At 68.4% G+C, this 25504-nt stretch carries 24 protein-coding genes, 2 tRNA genes and 1 pseudogene; 4 read left to right on the top strand and 23 right to left on the bottom strand.

The features are described 5' to 3' along the window. Positions 1-23: 23 nt before the first annotated feature. Positions 24-2066 carry a M3 family metallopeptidase gene (locus ACQ3HB_RS05885; protein ID WP_430918617.1) on the top strand — a complete coding sequence of 681 codons (2043 nt, stop codon included), beginning with the start codon at positions 24-26 and terminating at the stop codon, positions 2064-2066. Here the strand turns inward: ACQ3HB_RS05885 and ACQ3HB_RS05880 are convergent. The 8 genes from ACQ3HB_RS05880 to ACQ3HB_RS05845 form a co-directional block, all read right to left on the bottom strand. Beyond that, the gene (locus tag ACQ3HB_RS05880; protein ID WP_430918615.1) at positions 2023-2904 is read right to left on the bottom strand and encodes a hypothetical protein; all 882 of its coding nucleotides are present in this window, start codon (positions 2902-2904) and stop codon (positions 2023-2025) included. The genes ACQ3HB_RS05885 and ACQ3HB_RS05880 overlap by 44 nt on opposite strands. Before the next feature lie 23 nt (positions 2905-2927). Further along, positions 2928-4205 (bottom strand): ATP-dependent Clp protease ATP-binding subunit ClpX, encoded by a 1278-nt coding sequence (clpX, locus tag ACQ3HB_RS05875; protein ID WP_430918613.1) that lies wholly within the window; start codon positions 4203-4205, stop codon positions 2928-2930. 111 nt (positions 4206-4316) lie between these two features. Then, complete coding sequence (locus ACQ3HB_RS05870) at positions 4317-4982, bottom strand: ATP-dependent Clp protease proteolytic subunit (RefSeq protein WP_430918611.1); 666 nt, start codon at positions 4980-4982, stop codon at positions 4317-4319. Between the two features lie 5 nt (positions 4983-4987). Beyond that, positions 4988-5599, bottom strand: a complete 612-nt coding sequence (locus tag ACQ3HB_RS05865) for an ATP-dependent Clp protease proteolytic subunit (protein ID WP_430918609.1) — start codon at positions 5597-5599, stop codon at positions 4988-4990. Positions 5600-5679: 80 nt separating this feature from the next. Then, positions 5680-6609, bottom strand: coding sequence for an EamA family transporter (locus ACQ3HB_RS05860; protein ID WP_430918607.1), 930 nt, complete (start codon positions 6607-6609; stop codon positions 5680-5682). 304 nt (positions 6610-6913) lie between these two features. Next, complete coding sequence (locus tag ACQ3HB_RS05855) at positions 6914-7426, bottom strand: tetratricopeptide repeat protein (protein ID WP_430918606.1); 513 nt, start codon at positions 7424-7426, stop codon at positions 6914-6916. A gap of 145 nt (positions 7427-7571) precedes the next feature. Next, positions 7572-9017 carry a trigger factor gene (tig, locus tag ACQ3HB_RS05850; protein ID WP_430918605.1) on the bottom strand — a complete coding sequence of 482 codons (1446 nt, stop codon included), beginning with the start codon at positions 9015-9017 and terminating at the stop codon, positions 7572-7574. Between the two features lie 50 nt (positions 9018-9067). Continuing rightward, a tRNA-Pro gene (locus ACQ3HB_RS05845) sits at positions 9068-9144 on the bottom strand. Between the two features lie 249 nt (positions 9145-9393). Here ACQ3HB_RS05845 and ACQ3HB_RS05840 point away from each other — a divergent pair. Together ACQ3HB_RS05840 and ACQ3HB_RS05835 are read left to right on the top strand one after the other, a co-directional pair. Next, positions 9394-9464 (top strand) — tRNA-Gly (locus ACQ3HB_RS05840). Between the two features lie 168 nt (positions 9465-9632). Next, positions 9633-9806, top strand: coding sequence for a hypothetical protein (locus tag ACQ3HB_RS05835; protein ID WP_430918603.1), 174 nt, complete (start codon positions 9633-9635; stop codon positions 9804-9806). 103 nt (positions 9807-9909) lie between these two features. On the opposite strand, the gene ACQ3HB_RS05830 is transcribed toward ACQ3HB_RS05835, so the two are convergent. After that, positions 9910-10440, bottom strand: coding sequence for a gamma carbonic anhydrase family protein (locus tag ACQ3HB_RS05830; protein WP_430918601.1), 531 nt, complete (start codon positions 10438-10440; stop codon positions 9910-9912). Between the two features lie 177 nt (positions 10441-10617). Between ACQ3HB_RS05830 and ACQ3HB_RS05825 the strand changes: the two genes are divergently transcribed. Further along, positions 10618-11103, top strand: a complete 486-nt coding sequence (locus tag ACQ3HB_RS05825) for a Dps family protein (RefSeq protein ID WP_430918599.1) — start codon at positions 10618-10620, stop codon at positions 11101-11103. Between the two features lie 92 nt (positions 11104-11195). On the opposite strand, the gene ACQ3HB_RS05820 is transcribed toward ACQ3HB_RS05825, so the two are convergent. The 14 genes and pseudogenes from ACQ3HB_RS05820 to ACQ3HB_RS05755 all read right to left on the bottom strand — a co-directional run bounded on the left by ACQ3HB_RS05820 (position 11196) and on the right by ACQ3HB_RS05755 (position 25400). Then, entirely contained in the window at positions 11196-11882 is a 687-nt protein-coding gene (locus ACQ3HB_RS05820) for a response regulator transcription factor (protein WP_430918597.1), read from the bottom strand. Positions 11883-11971: 89 nt separating this feature from the next. After that, entirely contained in the window at positions 11972-13366 is a 1395-nt protein-coding gene (locus ACQ3HB_RS05815) for a sensor histidine kinase (RefSeq protein ID WP_430918595.1), read from the bottom strand. 232 nt (positions 13367-13598) lie between these two features. Continuing rightward, positions 13599-15011 carry an amidohydrolase gene (locus tag ACQ3HB_RS05810; RefSeq protein ID WP_430918594.1) on the bottom strand — a complete coding sequence of 471 codons (1413 nt, stop codon included), beginning with the start codon at positions 15009-15011 and terminating at the stop codon, positions 13599-13601. Positions 15012-15103: 92 nt separating this feature from the next. Further along, positions 15104-15724, bottom strand: a complete 621-nt coding sequence (locus ACQ3HB_RS05805; protein ID WP_430918592.1) for an FMN-binding negative transcriptional regulator — start codon at positions 15722-15724, stop codon at positions 15104-15106. A gap of 13 nt (positions 15725-15737) precedes the next feature. Continuing rightward, positions 15738-16730: an Fpg/Nei family DNA glycosylase gene (locus ACQ3HB_RS05800; RefSeq protein WP_430918590.1), complete on the bottom strand. Its 993-nt coding sequence runs from the start codon at positions 16728-16730 to the stop codon at positions 15738-15740. A 54-nt stretch (positions 16731-16784) separates the two neighbouring features. After that, on the bottom strand, positions 16785-16934 hold the full coding sequence (locus tag ACQ3HB_RS05795; RefSeq protein WP_430918588.1) for an ABC transporter ATP-binding protein: 150 nt from the start codon (positions 16932-16934) through the stop codon (positions 16785-16787). Positions 16935-17236: 302 nt separating this feature from the next. After that, positions 17237-18451, bottom strand: a pseudogene (locus ACQ3HB_RS05790) (ATP-binding cassette domain-containing protein); the annotation flags it as partial. Further along, complete coding sequence (locus ACQ3HB_RS05785) at positions 18448-19008, bottom strand: GbsR/MarR family transcriptional regulator (protein WP_430918586.1); 561 nt, start codon at positions 19006-19008, stop codon at positions 18448-18450. The gene ACQ3HB_RS05785 and the pseudogene ACQ3HB_RS05790, both read right to left, overlap by 4 nt. Positions 19009-19103: 95 nt before the next feature. Then, on the bottom strand, positions 19104-20024 hold the full coding sequence (locus tag ACQ3HB_RS05780) for an ABC transporter permease (RefSeq protein WP_430918584.1): 921 nt from the start codon (positions 20022-20024) through the stop codon (positions 19104-19106). Continuing rightward, positions 20017-20949 carry an ABC transporter permease gene (locus tag ACQ3HB_RS05775; protein ID WP_430918582.1) on the bottom strand — a complete coding sequence of 311 codons (933 nt, stop codon included), beginning with the start codon at positions 20947-20949 and terminating at the stop codon, positions 20017-20019. The genes ACQ3HB_RS05780 and ACQ3HB_RS05775 overlap by 8 nt, the downstream gene beginning before the upstream one ends. After that, a complete protein-coding gene (locus ACQ3HB_RS05770) occupies positions 20946-22364 on the bottom strand; it encodes a M14 family zinc carboxypeptidase (protein ID WP_430918580.1) in 1419 nt (472 codons plus the stop codon). The genes ACQ3HB_RS05775 and ACQ3HB_RS05770 overlap by 4 nt, the downstream gene beginning before the upstream one ends. A 69-nt stretch (positions 22365-22433) precedes the next feature. After that, positions 22434-24029 (bottom strand): peptide ABC transporter substrate-binding protein, encoded by a 1596-nt coding sequence (locus ACQ3HB_RS05765; RefSeq protein ID WP_430918578.1) that lies wholly within the window; start codon positions 24027-24029, stop codon positions 22434-22436. A 212-nt stretch (positions 24030-24241) separates the two neighbouring features. Next, the gene (locus ACQ3HB_RS05760; protein ID WP_430918576.1) at positions 24242-24733 is read right to left on the bottom strand and encodes a ribose-5-phosphate isomerase; all 492 of its coding nucleotides are present in this window, start codon (positions 24731-24733) and stop codon (positions 24242-24244) included. Positions 24734-24791: 58 nt separating this feature from the next. Continuing rightward, positions 24792-25400 (bottom strand): mycothiol-dependent nitroreductase Rv2466c family protein, encoded by a 609-nt coding sequence (locus ACQ3HB_RS05755; protein ID WP_430918574.1) that lies wholly within the window; start codon positions 25398-25400, stop codon positions 24792-24794. Positions 25401-25504 lie beyond the last annotated feature (104 nt).

Here is a 25504-nt window from a genome sequence, read left to right as displayed (position 1 = left end):
GGTGCGGCGCGTAGGGTAGCTGGATGGCACACACCGCGAATCCGTTCCTCCGTCCGAGCGCCCTCCTGTACCAGCTTCCACCGTTCGGCGAGATCCACGAGGAGCACTACCGCCCGGCGTTCTCGGAGGGGTTCCGCGAACAGCTCGCCGAGATCGCGGCCATCACGGCACAGCCGGAAGCGCCGACCTTCGCGAACACCTTCATCCCGCTCGAGCGGAGCGGAGCGACGCTGCAGCGCGTCGCCGCCGTGTTCTTCAACCAGAGCTCCGCGGACAGTTCCGCCTTCACGAACGAGCTCGAGGAGGAGATCGCTCCGCTCCTCGCGGCCCACGAGGACGCCATCCGGCTCGATCCGGACCTGTACTGGCGCATCAGCGCCGTCCACTCGGAGCTCGGCCGCCTCGACCTCGACGACGAGTCGCGCTACCTCGTCGAGCGGTACCACACCGAGTTCACCCTCGCGGGTGCGGGCCTCGACGAGGTCCAGAAGGAGCAGCTCAAAGCCATCAATCAGCGGCTCTCGACGCTCACGACCAGATTCGAGAAGCATCTGCTCGCCGACACGAACGAGCTGGCCGTGGTCGTCGACGACGTCGCCGAGCTCGACGGCCTCGCTCCCGGCGAGGTCTCCGCGGCTGCCGAAGCGGCACGCGAGCGGGGCCTCGACGGCTCCTACCTCATCACACTCGTCCTCCCCACCGGGCATCCGTACCTCGCCGATCTGACCGACCGCGGGCTCCGCGAACGCATCATGACGGCGTCCCGTAGTCGTGGGACGCGGGGCGGCGAGCACGACAACCGGGATCTCGTCCTCGAGATCACCCGCCTGCGCGCCTCGCGCGCCGCTCTCCTGGGCTTCCCGTCGCACGCGGCCGCCGTGACCGCCGACGAGACCGCTGGCACCCCTGAGCGTGTCGCAGAGCTCCTGGAACGCCTCGCGGCGCCGGCAGCGCGCAATGCCGCAGCGGAGCAACGAGCGCTCGCCGAAGTGCTCGGCGACGGCAGCACGGTCGAGTCGTGGGACTGGGCCTACGCCACCGAGCAGGTCCGTGCCGAACGCTTTGACGTCGACACCGCATCGATGCGGCCGTACTTCGAGGCGGAACGCGTGCTCCGGGACGGCGTCTTCCACGCAGCGAGCCTGCTCTACGGCGTGACGTTCACCGAGCGGACGGACCTCGTCGGCTACCACCCCGACGTCCGCGTGTTCGAAGTGCGCCACGAGGACGGAACGCCCGCGGGCCTGTACCTGCTGGACCTCTACACGCGCGATTCCAAACGCGGCGGTGCGTGGATGAACCCGCTCATCTCCCAGAACCGGCTCCTCGACCAGCCGACGGTCGTCGTCAACAACCTCAACATCCCGAAGCCGTCCGCCGGGGAACCGACGCTCCTCACCTTCGACGAGGTCAACACCTTCTTCCACGAGTTCGGGCATGAACTGCACGGACTCTTCGCGATCGTGACCTACCCGAAGTTCGCCGGGACGAACGTCTTCCGCGACTTCGTCGAGTTCCCCAGCCAGGTCAACGAGATGTGGATGCTGTGGCCTGAGGTGCTCGCGAACTACGCGAAGCACCACGTGACCGGGGAGCCGATGCCCGACGAGCTCGTCGCCAAGCTCCACGCCTCCGAGGGCTTCAACGAGGGCTTCTCCACGAGCGAGTACCTCGGCGCGGCCCTCCTCGACCAGGCCTGGCATCGCATCGGCCCCGAGGACGAGATCACCGACGTCGCCGCGTTCGAAGCCGCAGCCCTCGCCTCGGTCGGCCTCGACACCCCGGCGATCCCGCCCCGCTACGCGAGCACCTACTTCGCGCACACCTTCTCAGGCGGATACGACGCAGGCTACTACTCCTACATCTGGAGCGAGGTCCTCGACGCGGACACGGTCGAGTGGTTCAAGGAGAACGGCGGACTGACCCGTGAGAACGGCGACCGCTTCCGCACCCGGCTGCTGGGCGTCGGTGGCTCGAAGGATCCGCTCGTCGCCTACCGGGACTTCCGCGGCAGGGACGCCGTCATCGAGCCTCTGCTCCGCCGTCGAGGTCTCGAGGCCGACTGACTTCCACGGCGGGATCGTTCCGCACCCGATCGACCTCGTCGAGGTGGGCGGCGATCGCGTATGCCGCGACCCGCTCCCGCGACGTCCCGGCACGCGCGGCGACGGCCGTGAGGCGCGCATCGACGTCGGGAGCCAGCAGGAGCTGCAGCGACCCCGTCACCGCCATACCCGGGGCGGCGGTCCCCGCAGCCGATTCCGCGCTCGGGGCGTCACGGACGAAGATGGCGACGACGGGCACGACGACGGTGCCCAGCGCGTCGAGGATCACGAACACGCCGAACACGCGCCAGTAGTCGAGACCGAGGTCGCCTGGGATCGACCCGTTCGTCGCTATCGGCAGAGTGATGAGCAGCGCCACCAGGGCGATGAAGACGATCGTGATCCCGAGACCGATGCGGACCGCGAGCCGGCGACGTCCGCCGAGGAGCAAGAGCAGATTCACCTGCGCGAGCGAGACGGCCCAGACCCCCGCGATCCCGAACCAGCGGAGCAGATCACCCCAGCCGTCTGTTCCAGGATCCCACCAGATGGTGAACAGCCCGAAGACCAGTGCGATCCCGGACACCACGAGCCCTGCGAACGCGACGAGACGAAGCGTACGACCGGCGACGGCGAGGTCACAGAGCGCCGTGATGCTGAACCCGGCGATGAGGAGCGCGGTGAGCAGGATGCGACCCTGCACCTCGCCGAAGCCGCCGGTGAAGAGCACGGCGATGCCGAGGAGCGCCGTGAGCGACAACGAGACGATGATGACGATCACCGCCGCACGCCGGAAACCCGTCACGAGCGCGGAACGCTGGCGCGGCTGACCGGCTGCAGGGGTGTTGGAGATCGTCATCGTCTCCTCCTGGACGGGGTCGACTATGCGGACTTGTCCTGGCGCCGTGCCGCACGCGGCACGATGGTGGGAGCGGCGTTCTCGACGACGGACTCACGGGTGATGACCACCCGGGCGACCTCGTCCGTGGACGGCACCTCGAACATGATCGGCCCGAGGACCTCTTCCATGATGGCGCGGAGGCCACGGGCGCCGGTCTTCCGGAGCACCGCGAGGTCGGCGATGGCTTCGAGCGCCGCCTGATCGAACTCCAACTCGACACCGTCGAGTTCGAACATGCGCTGGTACTGCTTGACGAGCGCGTTCTTGGGAACCGTGAGGATCTCCATGAGCGCGTGCTGGTCCAGCGGCGTCACGGTCGTGACGACCGGGAGGCGCCCGATGAACTCGGGGATGAGGCCGAACTTGTGGAGGTCCTCGGGGAGGACCTCGCCGAAGAGGTTGACGTCGTCGCCCTTGCTGTGGAGCGGAGCGCCGAAGCCGATGCCCTTCTTGCCCGCCCGCGAGGAGATGATCTCCTCGAGTCCCGCGAAGGCGCCGGCGACGATGAACAGGACGTTCGTCGTGTCGATCTGGATGAACTCCTGGTGCGGGTGCTTGCGTCCGCCCTGCGGAGGAACGGAGGCCACCGTGCCCTCGAGGATCTTGAGGAGCGCCTGCTGGACGCCCTCACCGGAGACGTCGCGGGTGATCGACGGGTTCTCGGCCTTGCGGGCGATCTTGTCGACCTCGTCGATGTAGATGATGCCCGTCTCGGCGCGCTTGACGTCGTAGTCGGCGGCCTGGATGAGCTTCAGGAGGATGTTCTCGACGTCCTCGCCCACGTAGCCGGCTTCCGTCAACGCTGTGGCGTCCGCGACAGCGAATGGAACGTTGAGACGCTTCGCCAGCGTCTGTGCCAGATAGGTCTTGCCGCAGCCCGTCGGGCCGATGAGGAGGATGTTGCTCTTGGCGATCTCGATGTCGTCGTGGACGGTCTCGGCCGCGGCGAGGGTGCTGCGTGCACGCACTCGCTTGTAGTGGTTGTAGACGGCGACGGACAGCGCGCGCTTGGCGCCTTCCTGCCCGATGACGTACTCCTCGAGGAACGCGAAGATCTCTTTCGGCTTCGGGAGGTCGAACTCGCTCACCGTCTCTTCGCTGGCTTCAGCGAGGCGTTCGGCGATGATCTCGTTGCACAGCTCGACGCATTCGTCGCAGATGTACACGCCAGGGCCCGCGATGAGCTGCTGGACCTGCTTCTGGCTCTTCCCGCAGAAGGAGCATTTCAGCAGGTCGGCGCTTTCGCCTATCCGTGCCATGGTGTCTCTCTCTCGTCCTCGACAGTGGGTGTTCCGAGCCTAGCCTGTCCGTCCGACAACGCGGCGCACCTCCCCTTCCCGGGGTGGCGCGCCGCGTTGACGAGCATCGGACTAGGCCGTGATGGCCGGGACGTTCTTACGACTCGTGAGCACCTGGTCGATGAGACCGTACTCGAGCGCTTCGGCCGCGGACAGGATCTTGTCGCGGTCGATGTCCTTGTTGACCTGTTCGGCCGTCCGGTTGGAGTGGTGCGCGAGCGTCGCTTCCAGCCACGTGCGCATCCGGAGGATCTCGGCCGCCTGGATCTCGATGTCCGACGCCTGACCCGACCCGGCCTCGCCGACGGCGGGCTGGTGGATGAGGATGCGAGCGTTCGGGAGCGCGAGGCGCTTGCCGGGCGTTCCTGCAGCCGTCAGCACGGCGGCGGCCGAAGCGGCCTGACCGAGGACGACCGTCTGCACGTGCGGACGGATGTACTGCATCGTGTCGTAGATGGCCGTCATCGCGGTGAACGAGCCACCGGGCGAGTTGATGTACATCACGATGTCGCGGTCGGGGTCCATGCTCTCGAGGACGAGGAGCTGGGCCATGATGTCGTCCGCGGACGCGTCGTCGACCTGGACGCCGAGGAAGATGATGCGGTCCTCGAAGAGCTTCGCGTACGGGTCCTGGCGCTTGTAGCCGTAAGCCGTGCGCTCCTCGAAGCTCGGGAGGATGTAGCGTGCGCCCGGCGTCTGGAGTGCGCGGCCGGCAGCAGCGAAAGTGGGGGTCTCCATGGTTCTCAGTTCCTGTCTGTCGCGGCCGATGGGGCGTCTGCGGTTCCGCCGCCGCCCGAGACGTCGAGTGCGGAGTCGCGGATGTGGTCGACGAAACCGTACTCGAGGGCTTCCTGCGCGGTGAACCAGCGGTCGCGGTCACCGTCTGCGTTGACCTGCTCGACGCTCTTGCCGGTCTGTGCCGCGGTGATCTCGGCGAGGCGCTTCTTCATGTCGAGGATGAGCTTCGCCTGTGTCTGGATGTCGCTCGAGGTGCCGCCGAAGCCGCCGTGCGGCTGGTGGAGGAGCACCCGTGCGTTGGGCGTGATGTAGCGCTTGCCCTTGGTGCCGGCGGTGAGGAGCAGCTGCCCCATCGATGCCGCCATGCCGATGCCGACGGTCACGATGTCGTTCGGGACGAACTGCATCGTGTCGTAGATCGCCATACCGGCGGTGATGGAACCACCGGGCGAGTTGATGTAGAGGTAGATGTCGCGCTTGGGGTCTTCGGCCGCGAGCAGCAGGAGCTTGGCAGCGATCTCGTTTGCGTTCTCGTCGCGGACCTCCGCGCCGAGCCAGATGATGCGGTCCTTCAGCAGTCGGTCAAAGACACTGGGCGAAAGTAGTGGTTCGGCCATGGTCGCTCCGTTTCGGTTGTGCAGTGATTCGAATCTATCGGAGGCTGACGACGCTCATCGCCCTGTTCGCCCTCGGCAGACTACGCGACGGCGAGCAGCGCCACCCCGCCGAGGACCACGACGGCCCCTCCGAGGCGTCTGAGCGGGTCCGGTTCCTTGAGGAGCAGCCAGCCGGCGAGGCTCACGAGGACGACGCTCATCTCGCGCGCGGGCGCCACGAGCGACACGGGGGCGAGCGTCAACGCGTAGAGCACGAGGATGTACGACAGCGGCGAGAGGACTCCGAGCGTCCACACCTGCGGCTGGTAGCGGCGCCACACCTGCCGCACCTCGGCCCTTCGACGCCAGGCGAACGGCGCGAGCATGATGCTCTCCCCGATCGTGCAGCCGACCATGAGCAGGATGGGCGATGCCCCGCGCTCGCCGACGACGTACGCGTCCCACACCGTGTAGATCGCGATGGAGACGCCCGTCGCCAGTCCGAACAGCACGCCGGCGCGCTGCCTGGGGCCGAGCCCCGTCCGCCGCGGGAGAACGGGCGAGGGGGCGGGCGATGCGGCTGTCGTCGCACCCGGCATCGCATCGCCCCGCCTCCCCGACAGCCCGATCCCGACGACCCCCGCTACGACGAGCAGCGCGCCGATGACGCCGAGCAGCGTCGGCTCCTCGTGGAAGACGACGATCGCGAAGACGACGGAGAGCAGCGGCGCGGTCCCCCGCGCCATCGGGTAGACGACCGAGATGTCGCCACGGGCATAGCCTGCCTGCAGGAGGAGCATGTAGCCGACGTGGAGGACGGCGGAGACGAACGCCCCGAGGACCACCGCGCCGATCGGTGATGGCGAGAGGAACGCGTCCACCCCGGCGACCGGAAGGTAGACGACGGTGGATGCGACGGCGCCCAACCAGATGAAGGGGACACCCGTGGAGCTGGCGCGTTTGGACGCCAGATTCCAGCCCGCGTGTGCGAACGCGGCGACGATGACGAGGAGCAGAGCGAGAGGAGACACGGGATCCTGGTTCTCCGGCGCTGGCGCGCCGAACGGATCCTCCGGGCTTTTGTCCTGTCAGATGACGGCCGGGCGGGAGCCTCGACCGTGGCGCCGCTCGGACCTGACCCCGTGCACCCTCGTTGTGGGAGCTGCCGACGATCGTGGATCGTCGACGACGGGCGTGGGCGGAACCCTAGGCGCTGTCGGGATCAGCCTAGCAATGGGCGTCCGGCCGGTCGGGCTCCTGAGCGGAACGTTCGCTCAGTGTTCACCATGGCGCCGAGCGGCGCCCTTCACCGTCGCGTTCGCGCCGCCGGGGAGATCAGTGCTCGAGGAGTTCCGCAGCGTACCCGGTGACCGAGCGGCGGTACCTCGGCAGGTGTCCGGCGAGGGCGCCGACGGCGATCGAAGTGGCTTCGAGCGTGTCACCGCGGGTCGCGAGCGAGAGGGCCAGGAATGCCTTGGCGGCGTCGGCGAGCGGGCCGTCCGGATGCGCAGCGAGCTCCGTGCGCAGCATCGCGACGCTCTCGTCGACCTGTCCGAGGTTCCGGATGGTGCTGGCGAGCTGGATGACGGCCTGCGGCCGACGCTCCTCGTCGAGCCCCGCGGCCAGCGCGGCGCGGTACAGCGGCTCGGCCTCGGCCTCGAGACCCGCGGAGTCTCGAGCTCCAGCGGCCTCGAAGAGCCCGGCCGCATCGCCCGCCGGACGTTCGGCCACGAGGGCGTCGATCAACGAGATCGTTGCGAGTTCCCCTCCTTCGGCGGAAGCGTCCCAGACGGCGTCGACGCGCTCGTCCCAGGTCGCAGCGGGTGCGGGTTCATTCGGAACAGACATCCCGGTAGATTACCTCGTCGCTGCGACGCACCGCTTCGGCAGCTGTCGACCAGTCGCCACCCGAATCGGCCAACGCCAGAGGAAACGACGGAAGGGCACGGAATCGCTTCCGTGCCCTTCCGGGTGATCTTCGTGAGATCGAGAACTACTCGGCTGCGGCCTCGTCGGCTGCTGCCTTCTTGGCCGGAGCCTTCTTGGCGGCGGGCTTCTTGGCGGGAGCCTTCTTCGCGGGCTTCTCGGCCGGAGCCTCGTCAGCCGCTGCGTCCTCGGCCGGAGCCTCGTCGTCGGCTGCCTCTTCGGCGGCCGGCTCATCCTCGACGACGGCGACGAAGTCGCTCAGGTCGACCGGCTTGCCGTTGGAGTCGACGACCACGGCCTTGCCGAGCGCGATCGCGATGGCCTTGTTCCGGGCGACCTCTCCGACCATCGCGGGGATCTGACCCTGCTGGCCGAGGGCTTCGATGAATTCGCCGGGCTCCATGCCGTACTGCGAGGCGCTCTGGATGAGGTACTCGGTCAGTTCGTTCTGGTTGACCTGCACGTTGAGCGATTCAGCGAGTGCGTCGAGCAGGAGCTGTGTGCGGAGCGACTTCTCGCTCGACTCGGTGACCTCTGCGCGGTGGACCTCGTCCTCGAGGCGGCCTTCGCCTTCGAGGTGACGGTGCACCTCGTCCTCGATGACGCTCTCGGGAACGGGGATCTCGGCCTGCTCGAGGAGCGTGTCGACGAGAGCCGTGCGGGCGTCGCGGCCCTGCGTGATGACCTGCTGGCGTTCGACGACCTCGCGGAGCTGAGCTTTGAACTCCTCGATCGTGTCGAACTCGCTGGCGATCTGCGCGAAGTCGTCGTCTGCCTCGGGGAGTTCGCGCTCCTTGACGGCGGTCAGCGTGACGGTGACCTCGGCGTCTTCGCCTTCGTGCTCGCCACCGAGGAGGGGCGAGGTGAAGGTCGTGGTCTCACCAGCGGTGAGCGAGTCGAGGGCCTCGTCGATGCCGGCGAGCAGCTCGCCGGAGCCGATCTCGTAGGAGACGCCCGTCGCGGAGTCGACGTCTTCGCCGTTGATCTTGGCGACGAGGTCGAGCTGTGCGAAGTCACCGGTCTTGGCGGGGCGGTCGACCGTGATGAGCGTGCCGAAGCGCGCACGGATGCGGTCGAGCTCGTCCTGGACGTCGGCTTCGCCTGCCTCCTGCGCGTCGACGGTGAGCTTCAGGCCCTCGTACGTGGGGAGGGTGATCTCGGGGCGGACGTCGACCTCGATGTTCACGAGGAGGTCGCCGGAGAAGTCCTTCTCGTTCGGCCACTCGATGATGTCCGCCTGCGGGCGGCCGAGGGGACGGAGCTCATTCTCCTCGAGCGCGGTGCGGAAGAAGCCGTCGAGGCCTTCGTTCACGGCGTGCTCGATGACGGCGCCCTTGCCGACGCGCTGATCGATGATCGCGGGCGGCACCTTGCCCTTGCGGAAGCCGGGGATGTTGATGTCCTCGGCGATGTGACCGTATGCGTGAGTGATGCTGGGCTTCAGTTCCTCAGGCGTCACCGCGATGGCGAGCTTGACGCGAGTGGGGCTCAGCTTCTCGACCGTGGTTTTCACGTGTTACTTCTCCTGTGTTGGGGATTCTGCCTCAGTTGAGGTCGCTGACATGGTCGGGGCGACAGGATTCGAACCTGCGACCTCCCGGTCCCAAACCGGGCGCTCTACCAAGCTGAGCTACGCCCCGGATCGGTGTCAATCCGGCAAGCCACCGCAGCCGATTGAGGGCGGGCGAAATGACCTCGGTCAGTCTAGCCCAGTTTCTGGGCGCATCCTGTGCTCCGACGGCGATGCGACGCGCGCGGACCGATCGCGTGTTCGAAGCGCCTGCCGGAATACAGTAAGCTCGCATGGTGAGTTCCGAGCAGTGCAACGCACGGCAGGGAATCACCTCGACAATCGAACACCTGAATACCGACGGAAACTCGCCGGATTCGGGGCTGTAGCTTAGTGGTAAAGCCTTAGTCTTCCAAACTAATGATGCGGGTTCGATTCCCGTCAGCCCCTCTCCCGTCTCCTCCGTGGGACATCGAAAGCCCTGGCCTCTCGGTCGGGGCTTTCTGCTTGTCCGGCCTCGTGTCCGGGCTCACCCGGGAAGTTCGCTCTGCGCGTCATCCGGCGAGTACCGTGGTCCTCGCGGCCCGCAGGGCGTCGCACCGACCCCGAGGAGCCGCCATGCGCATCGCCCAGCTCTGGACGATCGTCGGCGCCGTCGTGTTCCTGCTCGGGGGTTTGAGCTTCGCGTTCGGGCGCTTCGGCGTGGGCGTCCTGCTCATGATCGCGTGCGTCGTCTGCCTCGGCAGTTCCGCCCTGGCGCAGCGCCGCGCGCGCAAGCGCACCCGCCCCTGACGGCACCCGCTCGTATCCGCCCCCGCCTGCTCGTCGGCGCCCACGCGCTGTTCGCGGGACCGCTCGACAGCAACACGCCTCCGATGAGCGGCTCCTCGAGCGGCTACTCGAGGGGCGTCTGGTGGAGCACAGCGTTCTGCACGTAGTGCGCCGCGTTCCGGCGGATCGACTCCTGCTCCCCCGGCATGAGCTCCCGCCGCACCTTCGCGGGAACGCCCGCCACGAGCGACCCCGGCGGCACGACTGTGCCCTCGAGCACGACGGCGCCACCCGCAACGAGCGAGCCCGCACCGATGATCGCACCGCTCAACACGACGGCGCCCATGCCGATGAGACAGTCGTCCTGGACCGTGCAGCCGTGGACGACCGCGTTGTGCCCCACCGACACGTTCCGTCCGATGATCGTCGGGTAGCCGGCGTCGACGTGGACGGCGACCCCGTCCTGCAGGTTGCTCCCCTCGCCGACCTCGATCGTGTTCGAGTCAGCTCGGAGGACCGCGTTGTACCAGACGCTCGAGTGGGCGCCGAGGGTGACGGCTCCGACCACGACCGCGCCTTCCGCGACGTACGCGGTCGGGTCGAGGACCGGGACGAACCCGCCGGGCAGGGACTTGATGATCGCTCCGTCAGACATGGCCCAACGCTATCGCAGCAGCCGCTCCGAACCAGGATGATCCGGTGCACGGATGCCCGTCTCCCCCAGTGGTGAGCTGAGCCTCAGCTTCCTAAGTACAGCCTTGACTTCCTTGCGGAATGTCACAGCCTGAGTAGCGTTGTACCCATCACACGAAGCACGAAGGGGAACAGTCACATGAGCAAGATCACCACCATCCCGGAAACCATCGCCAACCCGGACGTCGCCGCAGGGGTCGCGCAGTTCCTGAGCCCCGTGGTCGTCGACCTCACCGCCATCGTCGTCAACGGCAAGCAGGCGCACTGGCACGTGCGCGGTGCCAACTTCATCGGTGTCCACGAACTCCTCGACACGATCGTCGCCCACGCTCAGGACTGGGCGGACACCGCCGCTGAGCGCATCGTCGCCCTGGGCCTGCCCGTCGACGCACGCCTCAGCACGGTCGCCGCGAAGACGACGACCCCGCAGGTGAGCGAAGGCTTCCAGCAGTCCGACCGCACCATCGCCGAGGTCATCGCTCTCCTCGATGCAGCCGCAGTGTCGGTGAAGACGGCCGTCGACGAGCTCGACGACCTCGACCTCACGAGCCAGGACGTCGCCATCGAGATCGCTCGCGGCCTCGAGAAGGACCGCTGGTTCCTCTTCGCGCACATCAGCCAGTAATTCGGCCGGCGGTTCTGCCGTCAGCACCACCCGGAAGGGGTCGCCTCAGGCGGCCCCTTCCGTCGTTTCGGGGATACGGCGGTCGGTTCCGCTCAGTCCGCGGTGCGCTGAAGGAAGGCGATGACGGCAAGCACCCGACGGTGATCCGATCCGGAGTCCTCGAGGCCGAGCTTCTGGAAGATCGCGCTCACATGCTTCTCCACGGCTCCGACGCCGATGTGCAGGAGGCCCGCGATCCCCTGGTTCGTCCGGCCCTCCGCCATGCGTTCGAGGACATCGCGTTCTCGGACGGTCAGTGACGACAGTGGGTCCGGGCGCCTGGCGACGAGTTCGCCGACGACGACGGGGTCGAGCACGGTGCCTCCGGAGGCGAGGCGCTCGATGGCGTCGCGCACCTGGTCGAGGGAGGTCACCCGGTCCTTCAGGAGATAGCCGATGCCTCCAGAGCCGCTCGCGAGGAGTTCCTGCGCGTACACGGTCTCGACGTACTGGCTGAGCAGGAGCACCGCCAGGCCAGGGTGGCGCCTCCGCAGCTCGATGGCGGCGCGCACGCCCTCGTCGCGGAACGTCGGCGGCATCCGCACATCCATCACGATGACGTCAGGATGCTCGTCCTGCTTCGCGGCGGCCAGCGCCTCGGTGAGGGTGACGGCGTCGCCGAAGGCGCCTGTGATCACGAAGCCGGCGTCGTCGAACAGGCGGACGAGTCCTTCGCGGAGCAGTGTCGAGTCGTCGGCGATCGCCACCCGGAGTGGAGCTGACCGTCGTTCGAATTCCATCCCCCCAGGCTAGTAGAGCCGCCGAGGTGAGGCTTCCGGTTGCCCAGGGCGCTCAGGAACAACCGGAAGCCTCACCTCGGCGGAGTTCGTCAGGGGGCGGGGACGGGGATGGTCACGGCGACGGTCGTCGGGCCGCCGACGGGGCTGTCGACCGTCAGCGTGCCCGCGAGGCCCCTCACCCGTTCGTCGAGCCCCGCGAGCCCGTGCCCCAGCACCGGCGCCGCCCCGCCACGACCGTCGTCGGAGACGGTCACGACGATGACCGGTTCGCCGTTCCGTCCGCCGACCGCCGGGGAGACGGCGACGAACGCCCGGTTCGCACCGGAGTGCTTCGCGACGTTCGTCAGGAGTTCGGCGACCACGAAATACGTGCTGCGTTCGATCTCGGACGGCAGCTGCAGCGCCGCGAGCGATTCGAGGTGACTCGACGTCGGCACAGTGCTCCGGGCAGCGAGCGATTCGAGGGCGGGCACGAGGCCACGGTCCTGCAGGAGCGGCGGGGCCAACCCCTTCGACAGGGCGCGGAGTTCGTCGAGCGCGTCCCTGGCGTGCGTTCCGGCTTCCGTGAGCAGCGTGCGAGCGGCCTCCGGGTCGGTGTCGATGCGTCGCTCGGCGGCAGCGATGTCCATCTGCAGGCGGATGAGGCGCTGCTGCGGTCCGTCATGGATGTCGCGTTCGAGCCGGCGGATCGAGGTGTCCTCGGCGGCGAGCGCCGCGGTTCGCGATGCTTCGACTTCGACGAGTTCCGCACGGAGCGACTCGGAGCGCCATGCACCGAGCATGCCGCGGGCGATCGACCAGTGGACGAGGGAGAGTCCGCGGGTGACGAACGGGAGCGTCGCGAGGAAGACGAAGCCGAGGACCACGTAGAACAGGTTCTGCGCGAGCGCGGGATCGGCCGGCAACGGTGTTCCGGGCATCGCCCACCGCCAGATGACCTCGTGCAGGCGCCACGGGGTGTCGCCCTCCGGAATCCACACGGACCAGAACCAGTAGGTGAGGCCGCTCAGCGTGACCGAGGCCCAGGCGATCGTGAGCGTCCACGTCGTGATGGACACGACGGGGTTGACGATGAAGGTGTGCACGAGGGCGAGCCACCAGCGCGCGTTGGCGAGTGGGCGCAGGAGGCGCATGAGCGCGCCTTCGGGCTGCGCGCTCGGTTTCTCCCACATGGGGGCGGCGATGGCGGGCAGGCCCGTGGTCCGGAGTCGCACTCGCTCGGTCTCGGCGAAGAACCGCGACACCCAGAGCGAGCCGATGATGACGACGATCCCGATGCCGAGGACGGCGAGTCCGACGCCGGTGAAGAAGACGCTGGAGACGACGGACATGCCCACGATCGCGATCGGCATGGTGAGCAGGAGGAAGAGGAGTTCGCCGGGAACGGCGCGCCAGAGCGACCCGTAGTGCTCGCGGCGGCGCGGTACGACGGGAGCGGGGCTCCAGCTCGCCTCGCCCACGGTCTCCGGCTGCATGGGGTCCATGATCCTCTGGTCTGTGGTGAAGAGCGATTCGGTCGGCTGTGCGACAGGGGGCTGTGCGACAGGGGGCTGTGCGACAGGGGGCTGTGCGACAGGGTTCTGTGCGACAGGGTTCTGGGATTCGGCGGTTGGTGGCTGCGCGTTGTTCGGCGGCATCGTTCCGGTTGACATGCTTCCAGCGTGGCCGGAGGCCGCTTCCCGCCACATCCGACGACCGCCCGGATGCATTCGGGGGTTAACCCCCGTACGTTGCGCGGCCGCCGAGGAGCGTCGTGTGCACCGGCATCGTGCGCAGTTCGTCGATCGTGCTGGTGAAGGGGTCGTGGCCGACGACGACGAGGTCCGCGACCGCTCCGATCCCGACCCGGTCGGTGGCGCCGCGGGTGGACGCGGCGAGCGCCTCCTCCACGGTCAACGCCTGCTCGGGGTGCCACGGCTCGCGGCCGTCCCTCGTGCGCCCGACCGCTGCCGCGATCGACACCCAGGGGTCGAGGGGCGCGACGGGCGCGTCGGAGCCGAGGAGGAGCTGCACACCGGCGTCGACGAGGCTCCGGAGGACGAAGGCACGATCGGTGCGGCCGGCCCAATGGCGGTCGGCGACGTCGCGGTCGTCCATCGCGTGCTCCGGTTGGACGCTCGCGGCGACGCCGAGTCTGGCGAAGCGTTCGAGGTCGGCGAGTCGGACGAGCTGGGCGTGCTCGATCGTCCCGCGTGCTCCGGTCGCTTCGATCGCGTCGAGCGCGAGGGCGTTCGCATGGTCGCCGATCGCGTGCACGGCGCTCCGGAGACCTGCGCCCGTCGCGATGCGGAGGAGGTCGACGAGTCGTTCCGGCTCGACGGTGAGCAGGCCGTGGGCGTCGCGGTGGCCGTCGAGACCCGGGTACGCGTGGTCGCAGTATGCGGTCCGCGTGTTGAGCGAACCGTCGGTGATCACCTTGTACGGTCCGACCTCGATGAGGCCGTCGGTCCCGGCGATCGCGACGCCGCTCGAGAGATCCTCCGCGATCGCGCGTTCGAGGTGTTCCGTGTAGATGCCGAACTCGACGCGGAGCGACGTCGTCCCGTTCCCGACACGGCGGAGCCAGTCGGACGCGTTCCAGCGCATCTCGAGATCGACGATGCCGACGACGCCACGTGATGCGGCGACATCGGCGGCATCGGACACCCAGACGTCGGAGACGGCGTCTGGCACGCTGTCGAGCTGTTTGAGAACGGCGAACGACTCCTCTTCACGGAGCAGTCCGGTGGGGTGGTCCGATCTGCCGACGGCCGCGAGCGCGGCGCTGTTCAGCCAGCAGCAGTGGAGGTCTGCGCTCACGAGCACGACTTCACGGCCCGGCGCGACGGCGTCGAGCAGGGCACGGTGCGGTGCGTCCGGCCAGAGTCCGTCGCGGAAGAGGGCGCCTTCGATCCGGCCGGCGCCGAGCTCTGCACGCGCTGCCACGAGGGCTGCGGCTTCGACGGCGGATCGGGCCGACGACAGGTCGACGCGCCGGGAGGTCTGCGCCCACTGGGTGAAGTGCACGTGGTGGTCCCACAGCCCCGGGAGCACGTAGCCGCCGTCGGCGTCGATGCGGACGTCGGCCGCGGGCGCGTCACCGGCCGCGACGATGTCGGCGATCGCACCGTCACGGATCACGAGGTCCACGGGATGCTCCCCCGACCGCCCTCCGAGGCGGGGACCGGACAAGCGGACGCCTGCGAGGACGGTGGTCGGTGGCGCGCTCTGCTGGCTCCCCGTCACCGACGTGCCCTGCGCATCTCGGCGGCGAGCTCCGCGTTGCGGTAGTGCTCGCCCTGTTCGAGTTCGAGGATGATGCGTTCGACGGTCTCGTCCGGCTTGTTCTGGCTGAGCTTCCGTTTCGCGACGACCTTCGTCGGGGTGAGGCGGAAGCCGACCGTCCCCGAGCTGATGCGCTGCGCGTACTCGGCGTTCGCCGGCGTCCCCTCCATGAGTCGCGGCTCCGGCATCCGGGCTTCGAAGTGTTCGACGAGCTGCCCGAGCACGGCGTAGTTCTCCTCCGCGGAGAGGATCTCCGGCACGCCCGTGAGGTGCGCGGCGACGTAGTTCCACGTCGGGACGGCCGGCTCGGCGTCGTACCAACCGGGCGACACGTAGCCGTGCGGTCCTTGGACGACGACCATGATCTCGCGCTCGCCGAGTCCATGGATCGCCTCGTCGGGTCGTCCGACGTGGCCGAGGATCGTCAGGTCGTCACGGTCGGGGTCGAGGACGACGGCGTAGTGGGAGGCGACGAGTCCGTCGTCAGTGCCGCTGACGATCGTCACCCACGGGTTCCGTTCGATCAGTCTGCGGAGCTCGGTGACGTCGCCGAGGACGAAACTGGGGTTCTGTCTCATGTGCGTGGCTCTCTCAGCGCTGGCAGGTGGGGCACCAGTACAGCTTCCTGGCGCCCATCTCTTCGAGGAGGATGTTGGTTCCACAGACGCGGCACGGCAGGCCTTCGCGCTTGTAGACCCAGTGGCGGTCTGCGCGGTTCGCCATCGCAAGGCGGTACTCATCGGGTTCGAGGTCGTCCATCGTCATCATCTGACCGGTCTGGACGCCGATCCCGAGGAGCGTCGACCAGTCCCGCCAGATCGCGCGCAGCACGTCGACGGGCACGTTCTTGCCGGGCGTGTGCGGGTCGAGCTTCGCCCGGAACAGCAGTTCCGCCCGGTACACGTTGCCGATGCCGCTCACGATCTGCTGGTCCATGAGGAGGAGGCCGATGGGCGTCGCCTTCTTGTGGGCGCGCGTCACGAACCGTTCGCCGGCTTCGTCGCTCGGGTCGAGCAGCGGGTCCGGCCCGAGGCGGTCGATGACGGCTTGGACGCCGGCGTCGTCGATGACCTCGCACGCCGTCGGGCCGCGGAGGTCCGCGACGGTGGTGTCGGTGAGCAGGCGCACCCGGACCTGGCCGACGGGCTCGGGTGGGAAGGTCTCATCGGTCTCATCGAGCGCTTTCGTCTGCTCCGACATCCGCACTCGCGCTCGACGGGGCGCTCCGATGCTGTGCACGGAGTTCTCGCCGTCGACGTCGTGGATCACTTCGTCGAGGACCGTTCCGCGCTGGTTCGTCTGGCCCATGCGACCGTTGGCCGAGGCGATCGTCGGATCGGACTGGATCTCCCCCGCGAAGTCCCAGGCCCCGTACAAGCCGAGGTGGACGCGCAGCCAGACCCCTTCGTCGAACTCGATGAACATCTGTTTGCCGACGGCCATGACCTTCGTCACGGTGCGTCCGTCGAGGACGGAGGCCCCTTCCGCGAATCTGCCCTGCGGTGAGGAGACGGTGACCTGTTTGCCCACGAAGTTCTGGCGGAACTGCCTGGCGATGCGATGTACGGAATGTCCTTCAGGCACGCTGGCCCTCTCTCTGCTGGTTCTCTCCTGCAAGCACGCTCGCGTGCACTCCCATCATCCCGCGAGTCTGGCGAGGCGACGCGCTCGCTGCTCCACCGGATCGGCGACGGGCGCCGAGGCGATGAGCTTCCGCGTGTAGGGGTGGGTGGGGGCGCCGAGCACGGTGTCCCGGCTGCCGGACTCGACGATCTCGCCCCGGCTCATCACCGCGACTCGGTCGCACAGGCTCTCGACGACCGCGAGGTCGTGGCTGACGAAGAGGCACGCGAAGCCGAGTTGCGCCTGGAGCGCCCGGAAGACGTCGAGGACCTTCGCCTGGACGGAGACGTCGAGGGCGCTCGTGGGTTCGTCGGCGATGAGCAGCGCCGGTTCCAAGGAGACGGCTCTGGCGATCGCGACGCGCTGGCGCTGACCGCCGGAGAGTTCGTGCGGGTACCGGTTCCGCCATCCCCCCGGAGGCCGACGGCGGCGAGGAGGGCGTCGACGCGGTCGTCGAGTGCCGACCCGCGGAGCTTCCGGTGGACGGCGAGCGGCTCGCCGACCGACTGGGCGACGGAGTAGCGGGGGTTGAGGGATGTCGCGGGGTTCTGGAACACGACGCCGATGTCGCGGCGCATCAGAGCGAGTTCCCGTCGACCCGCCCGAGTGGCATCGATCCCGTTGATCCGCACCGAGCCACTCGTGGGCTTCACGAGCCCGAGCGCTGTCATCGCAGCCGTCGTCTTGCCGCTCCCCGACTCCCCGACGAGGCCGAGGATCTCGCCGGCGCGCACGTCGAAACTCACGCCGTCGAGCGCACGGGAACGACCGGACAGGCGGGAGCCGTACTCGACGACGACGTCGCGCAGCACGAGCACCGCATCCGAGGGCCGAACGTTCTCGGGGCCGGCAGGGACACCAGCGATGCGGTCGCCGGTCCGCGCACCGAGTTTCGGCACGGCCGCGAGGAGCGCCTTCGTGTACGTCGCCGACGGCGAGGCGAACAGCGCGGCTGCGGTGTCGGTCTCCACGATCCGGCCGTCACGCATGACCACGACACGATCGGCGATGTCGGCGACGACGCCCATGTCGTGGGTGATGACGAGGATGCTCCCGTTGTAGCGTTCACGGATGCGCCGGAGCACGTCGAGGATCTCCGCTTGCACGGTCACGTCGAGGGCGGTCGTCGGTTCGTCCGCGATGAGCAGTTCCGGATCGCTCGCGAGTCCCATCGCGATCACGACGCGTTGGCATTGGCCGCCGGACAGCTGATGCGGGTACTGGCCGAGTCGTCTGGCCGGTTCAGGGATGTCGACGAGCTCGAGCAGCTCGATCACGCGCTCCCGCACGGCCGCGCGGCTGAGCCCCGGCGTGCGCAGGCGGACGCACTCGGCGATCTGGAAGCCGATCGTGAACACCGGGTTGAGGGCCGCGGCGGGGTCCTGGAAGATCATCGCGATCCGACCCCCTCGCAGTGCACGCAGTTCCGCGGGGGCGAGCGCCCGGAGATCGATGCCGTCGAAGCGGACCTCACCGGACATCGTCGCATTCTTCGCGAGCAGTCCGAGGACGCTCATCGCCGTCACGCTCTTGCCTGACCCGGATTCGCCGACGACCGCGACGACCTCGCCGCGCTCGACGGAGATCGATGCGTCCTCGACCGCCGTCGACGTCTCGCCGTCAACGTCGAACGTGACGTGGAGACCGCGGATCTCGAGGAGCGGACCGTCAGCGCCGCTCACGACGACTCCTCCGCGGGCGGCGTCGCACGTCCCGCTTTGTAGGCTTCCCAATCGTCGAGCATCTTGTGGTGGTATGCGGCCAACCACACCATGTAGTCCCGCGCGTTCGTGAGTCTGGCCCGCGCCGCGAGTTCGTGCTCGGCCGTTTCCGCGAGCGCCGCCTCGATGACGTCGCGCTCCATGTTGAGGTAGCGGCGCTCCCCCGCGAGGAAGCTGCCCCACGGGTCCGGATCTGCGCGGAAGTAGTGGCTGCGGTCCCCCGGCACGACGTGCCGTCGGATGAACCCGGCGTCGACCATCCGACGTGTCGACATCGAGACGGATCCGGCGCTCGCCTGCAGGACCGCTGCGAGATCGGCGGAGGAGATGAACGGCTCCTCCATGACCATGAGGTACCCGAGGATGCGGCCGTCCATCCTGGGGCTTCCCGCCTGTTCCCAGGTCAGGCTGAAGTCCTCGGCGAACTGCCTGCGCTGCTCCTCCCGACGGGACACGGCTGTGTCCTCCGATCGGGTCGGGTCCTGCTCGTCGTTCGTCTGGTCCTGTGACTTCGCCATGTGGTCCGATTCGTCCTCTCCGCTCGCGCGGTGCGCCGATTGCGTCAGCCTATCCAAGCTCCGGGCGGTGGCCGCCGAGGCTCGCGTCTCCCTCGTCATTGCGCTCTCCTCGGGTCGAGCGTCTTCCGCAGCCAGTCCCCCAGCGAGATGATGCTGAGCACCGTCGCCGCGAGGAAGATCGAGGGGAAGATCAACAGGTGAGGGCTGTTCTGGAACTGACTCGACGCGCTCGCCAGCTGCAGACCCCAGGAGATCGCCGGCGCTTCGAGGCCGATCCCGAGGTAGGTCAGGGAGCTCTCAGCAACGATGACCGACCCGACCGTGACGGTGGCGATCGCGAGGACGGGCGCGAGCGAGTTGGGCAGGATGTACTTCGTCACCACGCGCCAGCGACCGAGGCCCATGGTGCGGGCCGCGAGCACGTAGTCGCGTTGCTTCGTGCCGCGCACCTGGCTGCGCACGAGTCTCGCCATGATGGGCCAGCCGAACATCGCGAGCACGAGGGAGACCGTGAGGACGCTCCGTTGTCCGACGCTCGTGAGGACGACGATGGCGCCGAGCAGGAACGGGAAGCCGAGGAAGACGTCGGTCGTGCGGGACAGCGCCCAGTCGAGGAAACCGGAGGAGAGGCCGGCGATCGTTCCGACGACGACCGCGAGGAGTCCGGCGAGCACGGTCGTCAGGATCCCCACGCTGAGGGAGGCCTGCGTCCCGTACATGACGTTCGCGTAGACGTCGCAGCCCTGCAGGTCGAAGCCGAAGAGGTGTCCCGCGGTAGGCCCCTGACCGCTCATGTCGAGAGCGCAGGCGCGGGGATCGCCATTGCCGAACAGCCCGGCGAAGAAGCCCGGCACGATCGCGATGGCGATGAGGAGCACGATGACCACGGCCGGCACGATGAACCCGGGACTGCGTCTCGCCGCCCTCCACGGGTTCCTCGCTGCGATGGGCTGACTCGTCGTCTGCGGCGGCGTCGGCCGAGGGCCGGGCGACGGCTGCACGATCCGGTCAGCCACGTCGCACCCGCGGGTCGAGGGCCGCCTGGATGAAGTCCACGGCGATGCTCGTCAGGAGGAACGCGAGGATGAGCGCGGTGGAGACGCCGACGATCGTCGGTCCCTCGTGCGCGCGGATCGCCTGGAAGAGCAGGTTCCCGATGCCGGGCAGGTTGAAGATGCCTTCGATGATGACGGTCCCTCCGAACAGGTAGCCGAGATCCGTCGCCAGGTAGGTGGACGCCGGGATGAGCGAGTTGCGCATGACGTGGACGCCGACGACGCGGGACTCCGGAAGTCCTTTCGCCCGCGCCATCGTCACGAAGTCCGCGTTCAGGTTCTCGAGGATGCTGCCGCGCATGAGCCGGGCGACCGCGGCGAGCCCGAACAGCGCGATGACGGCGGCGGGCAGCACGTAGGCGGTCGGCCAGCCGGCGGAGGTCCCCGCCACGGGGAACCAGCCGAGCCTGACCCCGAAGACGAGCTGGGCGATCGATCCGACGACGAAGACCGGGATGGCGCTCGCGAGGATCGTGGACCAGAGGATCGCGCGGTCGATGATCGTGCCCTGCTTGAGCGCGGCGAGCACACCGAGCCCGAGGCCCACAACGATCTCGATGCACCAGGCCGTCAGCGCGAGCGTGATCGTGACGGGCCAGCGCGCCGCCATCTGCTCGGCGACCGGCCGGCCCGAGAAATTCACCCCGAAGTCGCCCTGGAAGAGCCCGCCGAGGTACCGGAGGTACTGCTGGAGCACCGGCTCGTCCAGATGGAAGCGTTCGCGGATGACCTCGATGGCGGTGGGTGACAACGGCCGATCGCCGCCGAGCGCGCGCACGGGATCTCCCGGCAACGCGAACACCATGAGGTAGATGATGAGGGTGACGCCCACGAAGACGACGATGAGGCCGCCGAACCGTGCGGCGAACCTCGCCGCGAACCTCATCCGGCGGCTTCCGTTCCGGGCCGGCGCACGAGGACGGCGGCTGCGGCGAGGACGGCGCCGTACTGGACCCCGACGAGGGACGCGACGGGGATGACCGATGCTGCGGCTCCCGGGTTCGGCTCCGCCTGCCACCCCTCGTACTGGCCGAGGAGCTCCTCGGTGATCCGCCGGAGCTCTGCTGGGGCCGTCCCCGCGGCCGTCTCGGCTTCGAAGGCTCGAAGGAGCATCCCGCCGTAGCGCAGCCGGAAGCAGTGCACGAGGTCCTCGCAGCTGAAGACCTCGGCGATCGTCGCGGACCGCGCGGATTCCGGCAGCGAGGCGCGGAGCCCCATCGACTCGCGGAGCCCGGCGAAGATCGGCACGAACGCTTCCGAAGCGGTCCGGAACGGTGTGGTGAGCGTGAGATGCGGGGTGGCCCGCTCGAGCAGACCGGTCAGGACGACCCCCGTCTCCCCCATCGCATCGGCCGTGCGGGCCATGAGGTGGCCGTAGGTCTCCTGGCTCGGCGCCTGGTCGTTCGCGTCCGGATGCGACCAGTACGGCAGCTCCGCGATGAGCGAGAGGGTACCGTGCCGGTGCGCGTACTCGCTCGACGACGATCCGGCGACCACGGTCGTCGGATCGACGCCGAGCCCCTCGTAGTAGTCGTAGGTCTCGGCGATCGTCCCCGTGCCGAAGATCGCCTCCGCGAACCGTTCGAGGTGCGGGGATTCCGGCTCACCGCCGTCGAGCGGCAGACCGAGCGATGCGGGGATGGCGTGCAGCAGCTCGGTGAGCGCGGGGACCGGGCGGGAGAGGTAGTAGTAGACGCCGCCCATCTCGCCGTTGTGGAGGCTGACGTAGAGGTCGGGTTCCAGCTCGTCGATGAGCCGCATGAGCCCAGCGGTCTCCGGGAGCACCTGGTCGAAGTGCACGAGCTTGTAGGAGGTGGGGAAGGACCACTCGATCTGCTCGTTCGGCGCCGGACGATAGAAGTGTCGCCCGTAGAAGTTGCGATCGGCCGGATCGGGGTACCACGCCTCGTTGAGCCTGGCGCCGTCCGGATCGATGCACGGCACGATGTGCCAGGTCGCGTCGAGCGCGTCGAGGAGCGCGGCATCGTCGACGAGCGTCTCGAGGAGGTGGATCGCCGTCCAGGATCCGATGGGTTCGTTCGGGTGCACCCCTCCCACGATGAGATGGGTGTTGGCGCCGCGACCGATCGTGAAGCACTCGATCGCCTCGCCGAGTCGGCTCGTCGCGATGTCACGTCTGGTGACGAGGGCGGGATGCGCATCGGCGATGGCTCGCATTCGCGCCGACAGCTCGTCGACGGGTGGGAAGCCGTCCAGGTGCGGCACGGCGCCCGCCCGCCGGAGGATGTCCTCCGGCGAGCCGACGTCCGTGCGGGGTGTTGAGGTGGTGCTGAAGGTCACGATGTTCCTAGCCCCGCAGGCGGTCCTGCGTGTCGATGACGGGTGCGGCGGTGTCGACGAGCACGGGCGTCAGCCCTGCAGCGCCACCTCCGGGATGATGACCGTGCCGGAGACCGCGGGGAGGTCCTTCACTCGGTCGCTCGTCACGTAGGAGTACGTGTTCGAGAACGTCGGGACGGTCGGGAAGTCGGCGAGGATGACCTTCTGCGCTTCGGCGTACAGCGCGTAGGAGTCGTCGAGCGTCGCCGCCGCGTCGGCCTGGTGGAGGAGCGCGTCGACGGCGGGGTTGCTGTAGCCGGTGCAGATCTGGCAGTTGCCCGTCGGGGTGAAGAGCGCGCGGAGGGTGTTCTGCTGGCTCGCGTAGAGCGCTCCCCAGTGGCCGAAGTGCGGTCCCTGGACGGTACCGGCGACGAGGCTGTCGTAGTACTCGGCCCAGTCCGTGCTCGGCTTGGCGGTCACGTCCGCGATCCCGAGGTTCTGTCGGATCTGGTTCGCGTACGCCTCGTACAGGCTGTCGAGCCCGATCCCACCGGGGAAGACGAGCTCCATCGATCCGGAGAAGCCGCCCGCCTTCGCGAGCAGTGTCTTCGCCGCTGTGGGGTCGAAGGTGCACGAGTCGCCGCAGGCGTCCTCTGGCGTTCCTGCCATGCTGGGCGCGGTCAGCGCGGTGGCCGGCTGGTAGAGCCCGCCGTAGATCGCCTTGTTGACGGCGTCGCGGTGGATCGCCATCGAGATCGCCTTCCGCACGTCCGGGTTCTGGTAGCGCGCGTCGGCCGGCGGGAAGCCGATGAAGTCGACGCCGGGCGCCTGGATCGAGTGGAGGCGGTCACCGAAGTCGGCGCTCGCGCTCGTCATCTTGTTCGTGGGCAGCATGATGATGTCCGCGTTGCCGGCCAGGACGTCGGTGTAGCCCGTCGCCTGATCGGTGTAGGAGCGGAAGGTGACGGCGTGCACCTTGGGGGCCGCCCCCGCGTAGTCCTTGTACGCCTCGACCGTGAACTCCTGGTTGTCCTTCCATGCGGAGGTCATTTCGAACGGACCGTTGCCGACCGGTTTCCGGTCGTACGCGTCGAGGTCCGTGTAGGCGCTCTCCGGCATCGGGTAGAACGCGGTCTGGCCAGGGCCGAGCTGCAGCGGGAACTGGCTGTCCGGGGCGGTGAGCGCGACGGTGAAGGTGAGGTCGTCGACGACGGCGAGGCCGCTCATGGTCTCGGCGGTCGGCGTTCCGCCCTCGGCGGGGTTGAGGTCGCCGTAGCCCTGGATGCCGGCGAGCTGACCGCTGTTCTCCCAGGCGTTGGGGCCGTACGCGGTGTGGTTCCAGGCGTCGACGTAGCTCTTGGCGGTCACGGGCTCGCCGTTCTGGAACGTCCAGCCGTCGCGGAGGGTGATGGTCCAGTGCTGCGCGTCGTCGGAGGTGACGGACTTCGCCTGGACGTAGGTGACGTCGTTCTTGTCGTCGAGCGCGACGAGGGGGGCGAAGATGCTCCGCACCTGGTCGAACGCGACCGTCTGACGGCCGGGGGTGAGGTGATCCGGCTCACCGGTGGCGAACACGAGCGTCCCGTTCCCGGAGGCGCGCTCGCCGGTGGAGCTGGCGGAGCAGCCCGTGAGGGCGAGAACGAGAGCTGACGCGGCGGCGAGCAGCGCGATCCCAGGTTGCTTCATTGCTTCTCCTCTGTGGCCGAGGGGTGGACCCACGGCCGTCCTTGACCTGAGCCCACTCTGTGGTGCCGGCTCAACGTTGAGGCCACTGTAAGGAAGAAGCTAGTCGAGTTCTAGTGAAAAGAACAGAACTTTCAGAACGTATTGAACTTTTGATCTACACGAAACATTGCTGACATCCGACACTCGCTCGGGCGATCAGCCCTCGTGAGCAATCAGCCCTCGTCGACGCCCTTGCCCGCGATCGTGCCCGTCGCCTCGTACTCGGCGAGCTGGGCGATGCGGCGCACGTGGCGTTCCTCGAGGCTGAACGGCTCGGCGATGAATGCGTCGATGAAGGAGACGGCCTCCTCGATCGTGTGCTGACGGGCGCCGATCGAGATCACGTTGGCGTCGTTGTGCTGACGGGCGAGTTCCGCGGTGCTGAGGTTCCAGACGAGCGCCGCACGCGCGCCCGTCACCTTGTTGGCGGCGATCTGCTCACCGTTGCCGGAGCCGCCGAAGACGACGCCGAGGGCTTCCACTCCGGCCTGCTGGTCGCGGACGACGGCCTTGGCGGCGTTGATGCAGAACGCGGGGTAGTCGTCGAGCGCGTCATAGCTCGTCGGACCGTGGTCGACGACCTCGTGGCCGGCGCCGCGCAGGTGTTCCTGCAGGTGCTGACTGAGGTCGAGTCCGGCGTGGTCGGTGGCGATGTGGATGCGCATGGATCCCATCCTATTGAGTGGGATCAGGGCTCCGCGCATCCACATCGGGCACGCCTGTTCAGTCGAAGATCGGCCCAACGGTGCGGCTGCGCTTCAGCTCGAAGAAGCCCGGGTAGTTGGCAGCGGCGACGACGCCGTCCCAGAGCGCGAGCGCTTGCTCGCCCTTGGGTGCCGGTGAGATGACGGGACCGAAGAATGCGACGCCGTCGACCGCGATGACGGGTGTGCCGACGTCCTGGCCGACGCGGTTGATGCCGTCGAAGTGGCTGTCGCGCATCGTCTGGTCGTGGTCCTCGGACTCCGAGAGGGCGCCGAGCTCCGCGGGCAGGCCGACCTCGGCGAGCGCCTCGGCGATGACCGCGTCGACGTCGGTGCGGTCACCGGGGTGGATCCGCCTGCCGAGCGCGTCGTAGAGGGGCTTCACGACCTCCTGGCCGTGGAGGTCCTTCGCCGCCGCCACGAGTCGCGTGTAGCGGAGGGCGCGCGGGAAGAAGGCTCGGTACTCATCGGGCACGTCGGTGTCCTCGTTGAGGACGGCGAGGCTCATGATGTTCCAGGTGACGTCGAGGTCGCGGTGCTTCGCGACTTCGTCCACCCACCTGGAGGTCATCCAAGCCCAGGGGCAGGAGGGATCGAACCAGAACTCGACGCGCGTAGGAGTAGCCATTCCTTCAGCCTACGGGCGATCCGGCGCTCCGCTCCCCCGTCCCACACCGCAGTCGCAGGCACTCCACAGCAGCGTCGGCTCCTCCCACGGCCCGGACCCCTCGG

The sequence above is a fragment of the Plantibacter lichenum genome (assembly GCF_050587525.1).
Classification (GTDB): domain Bacteria; phylum Actinomycetota; class Actinomycetes; order Actinomycetales; family Microbacteriaceae; genus Plantibacter.
Note: the sequence above shows the minus strand (reverse complement) of the source record. Positions and strands in the feature narration are given on the sequence as shown.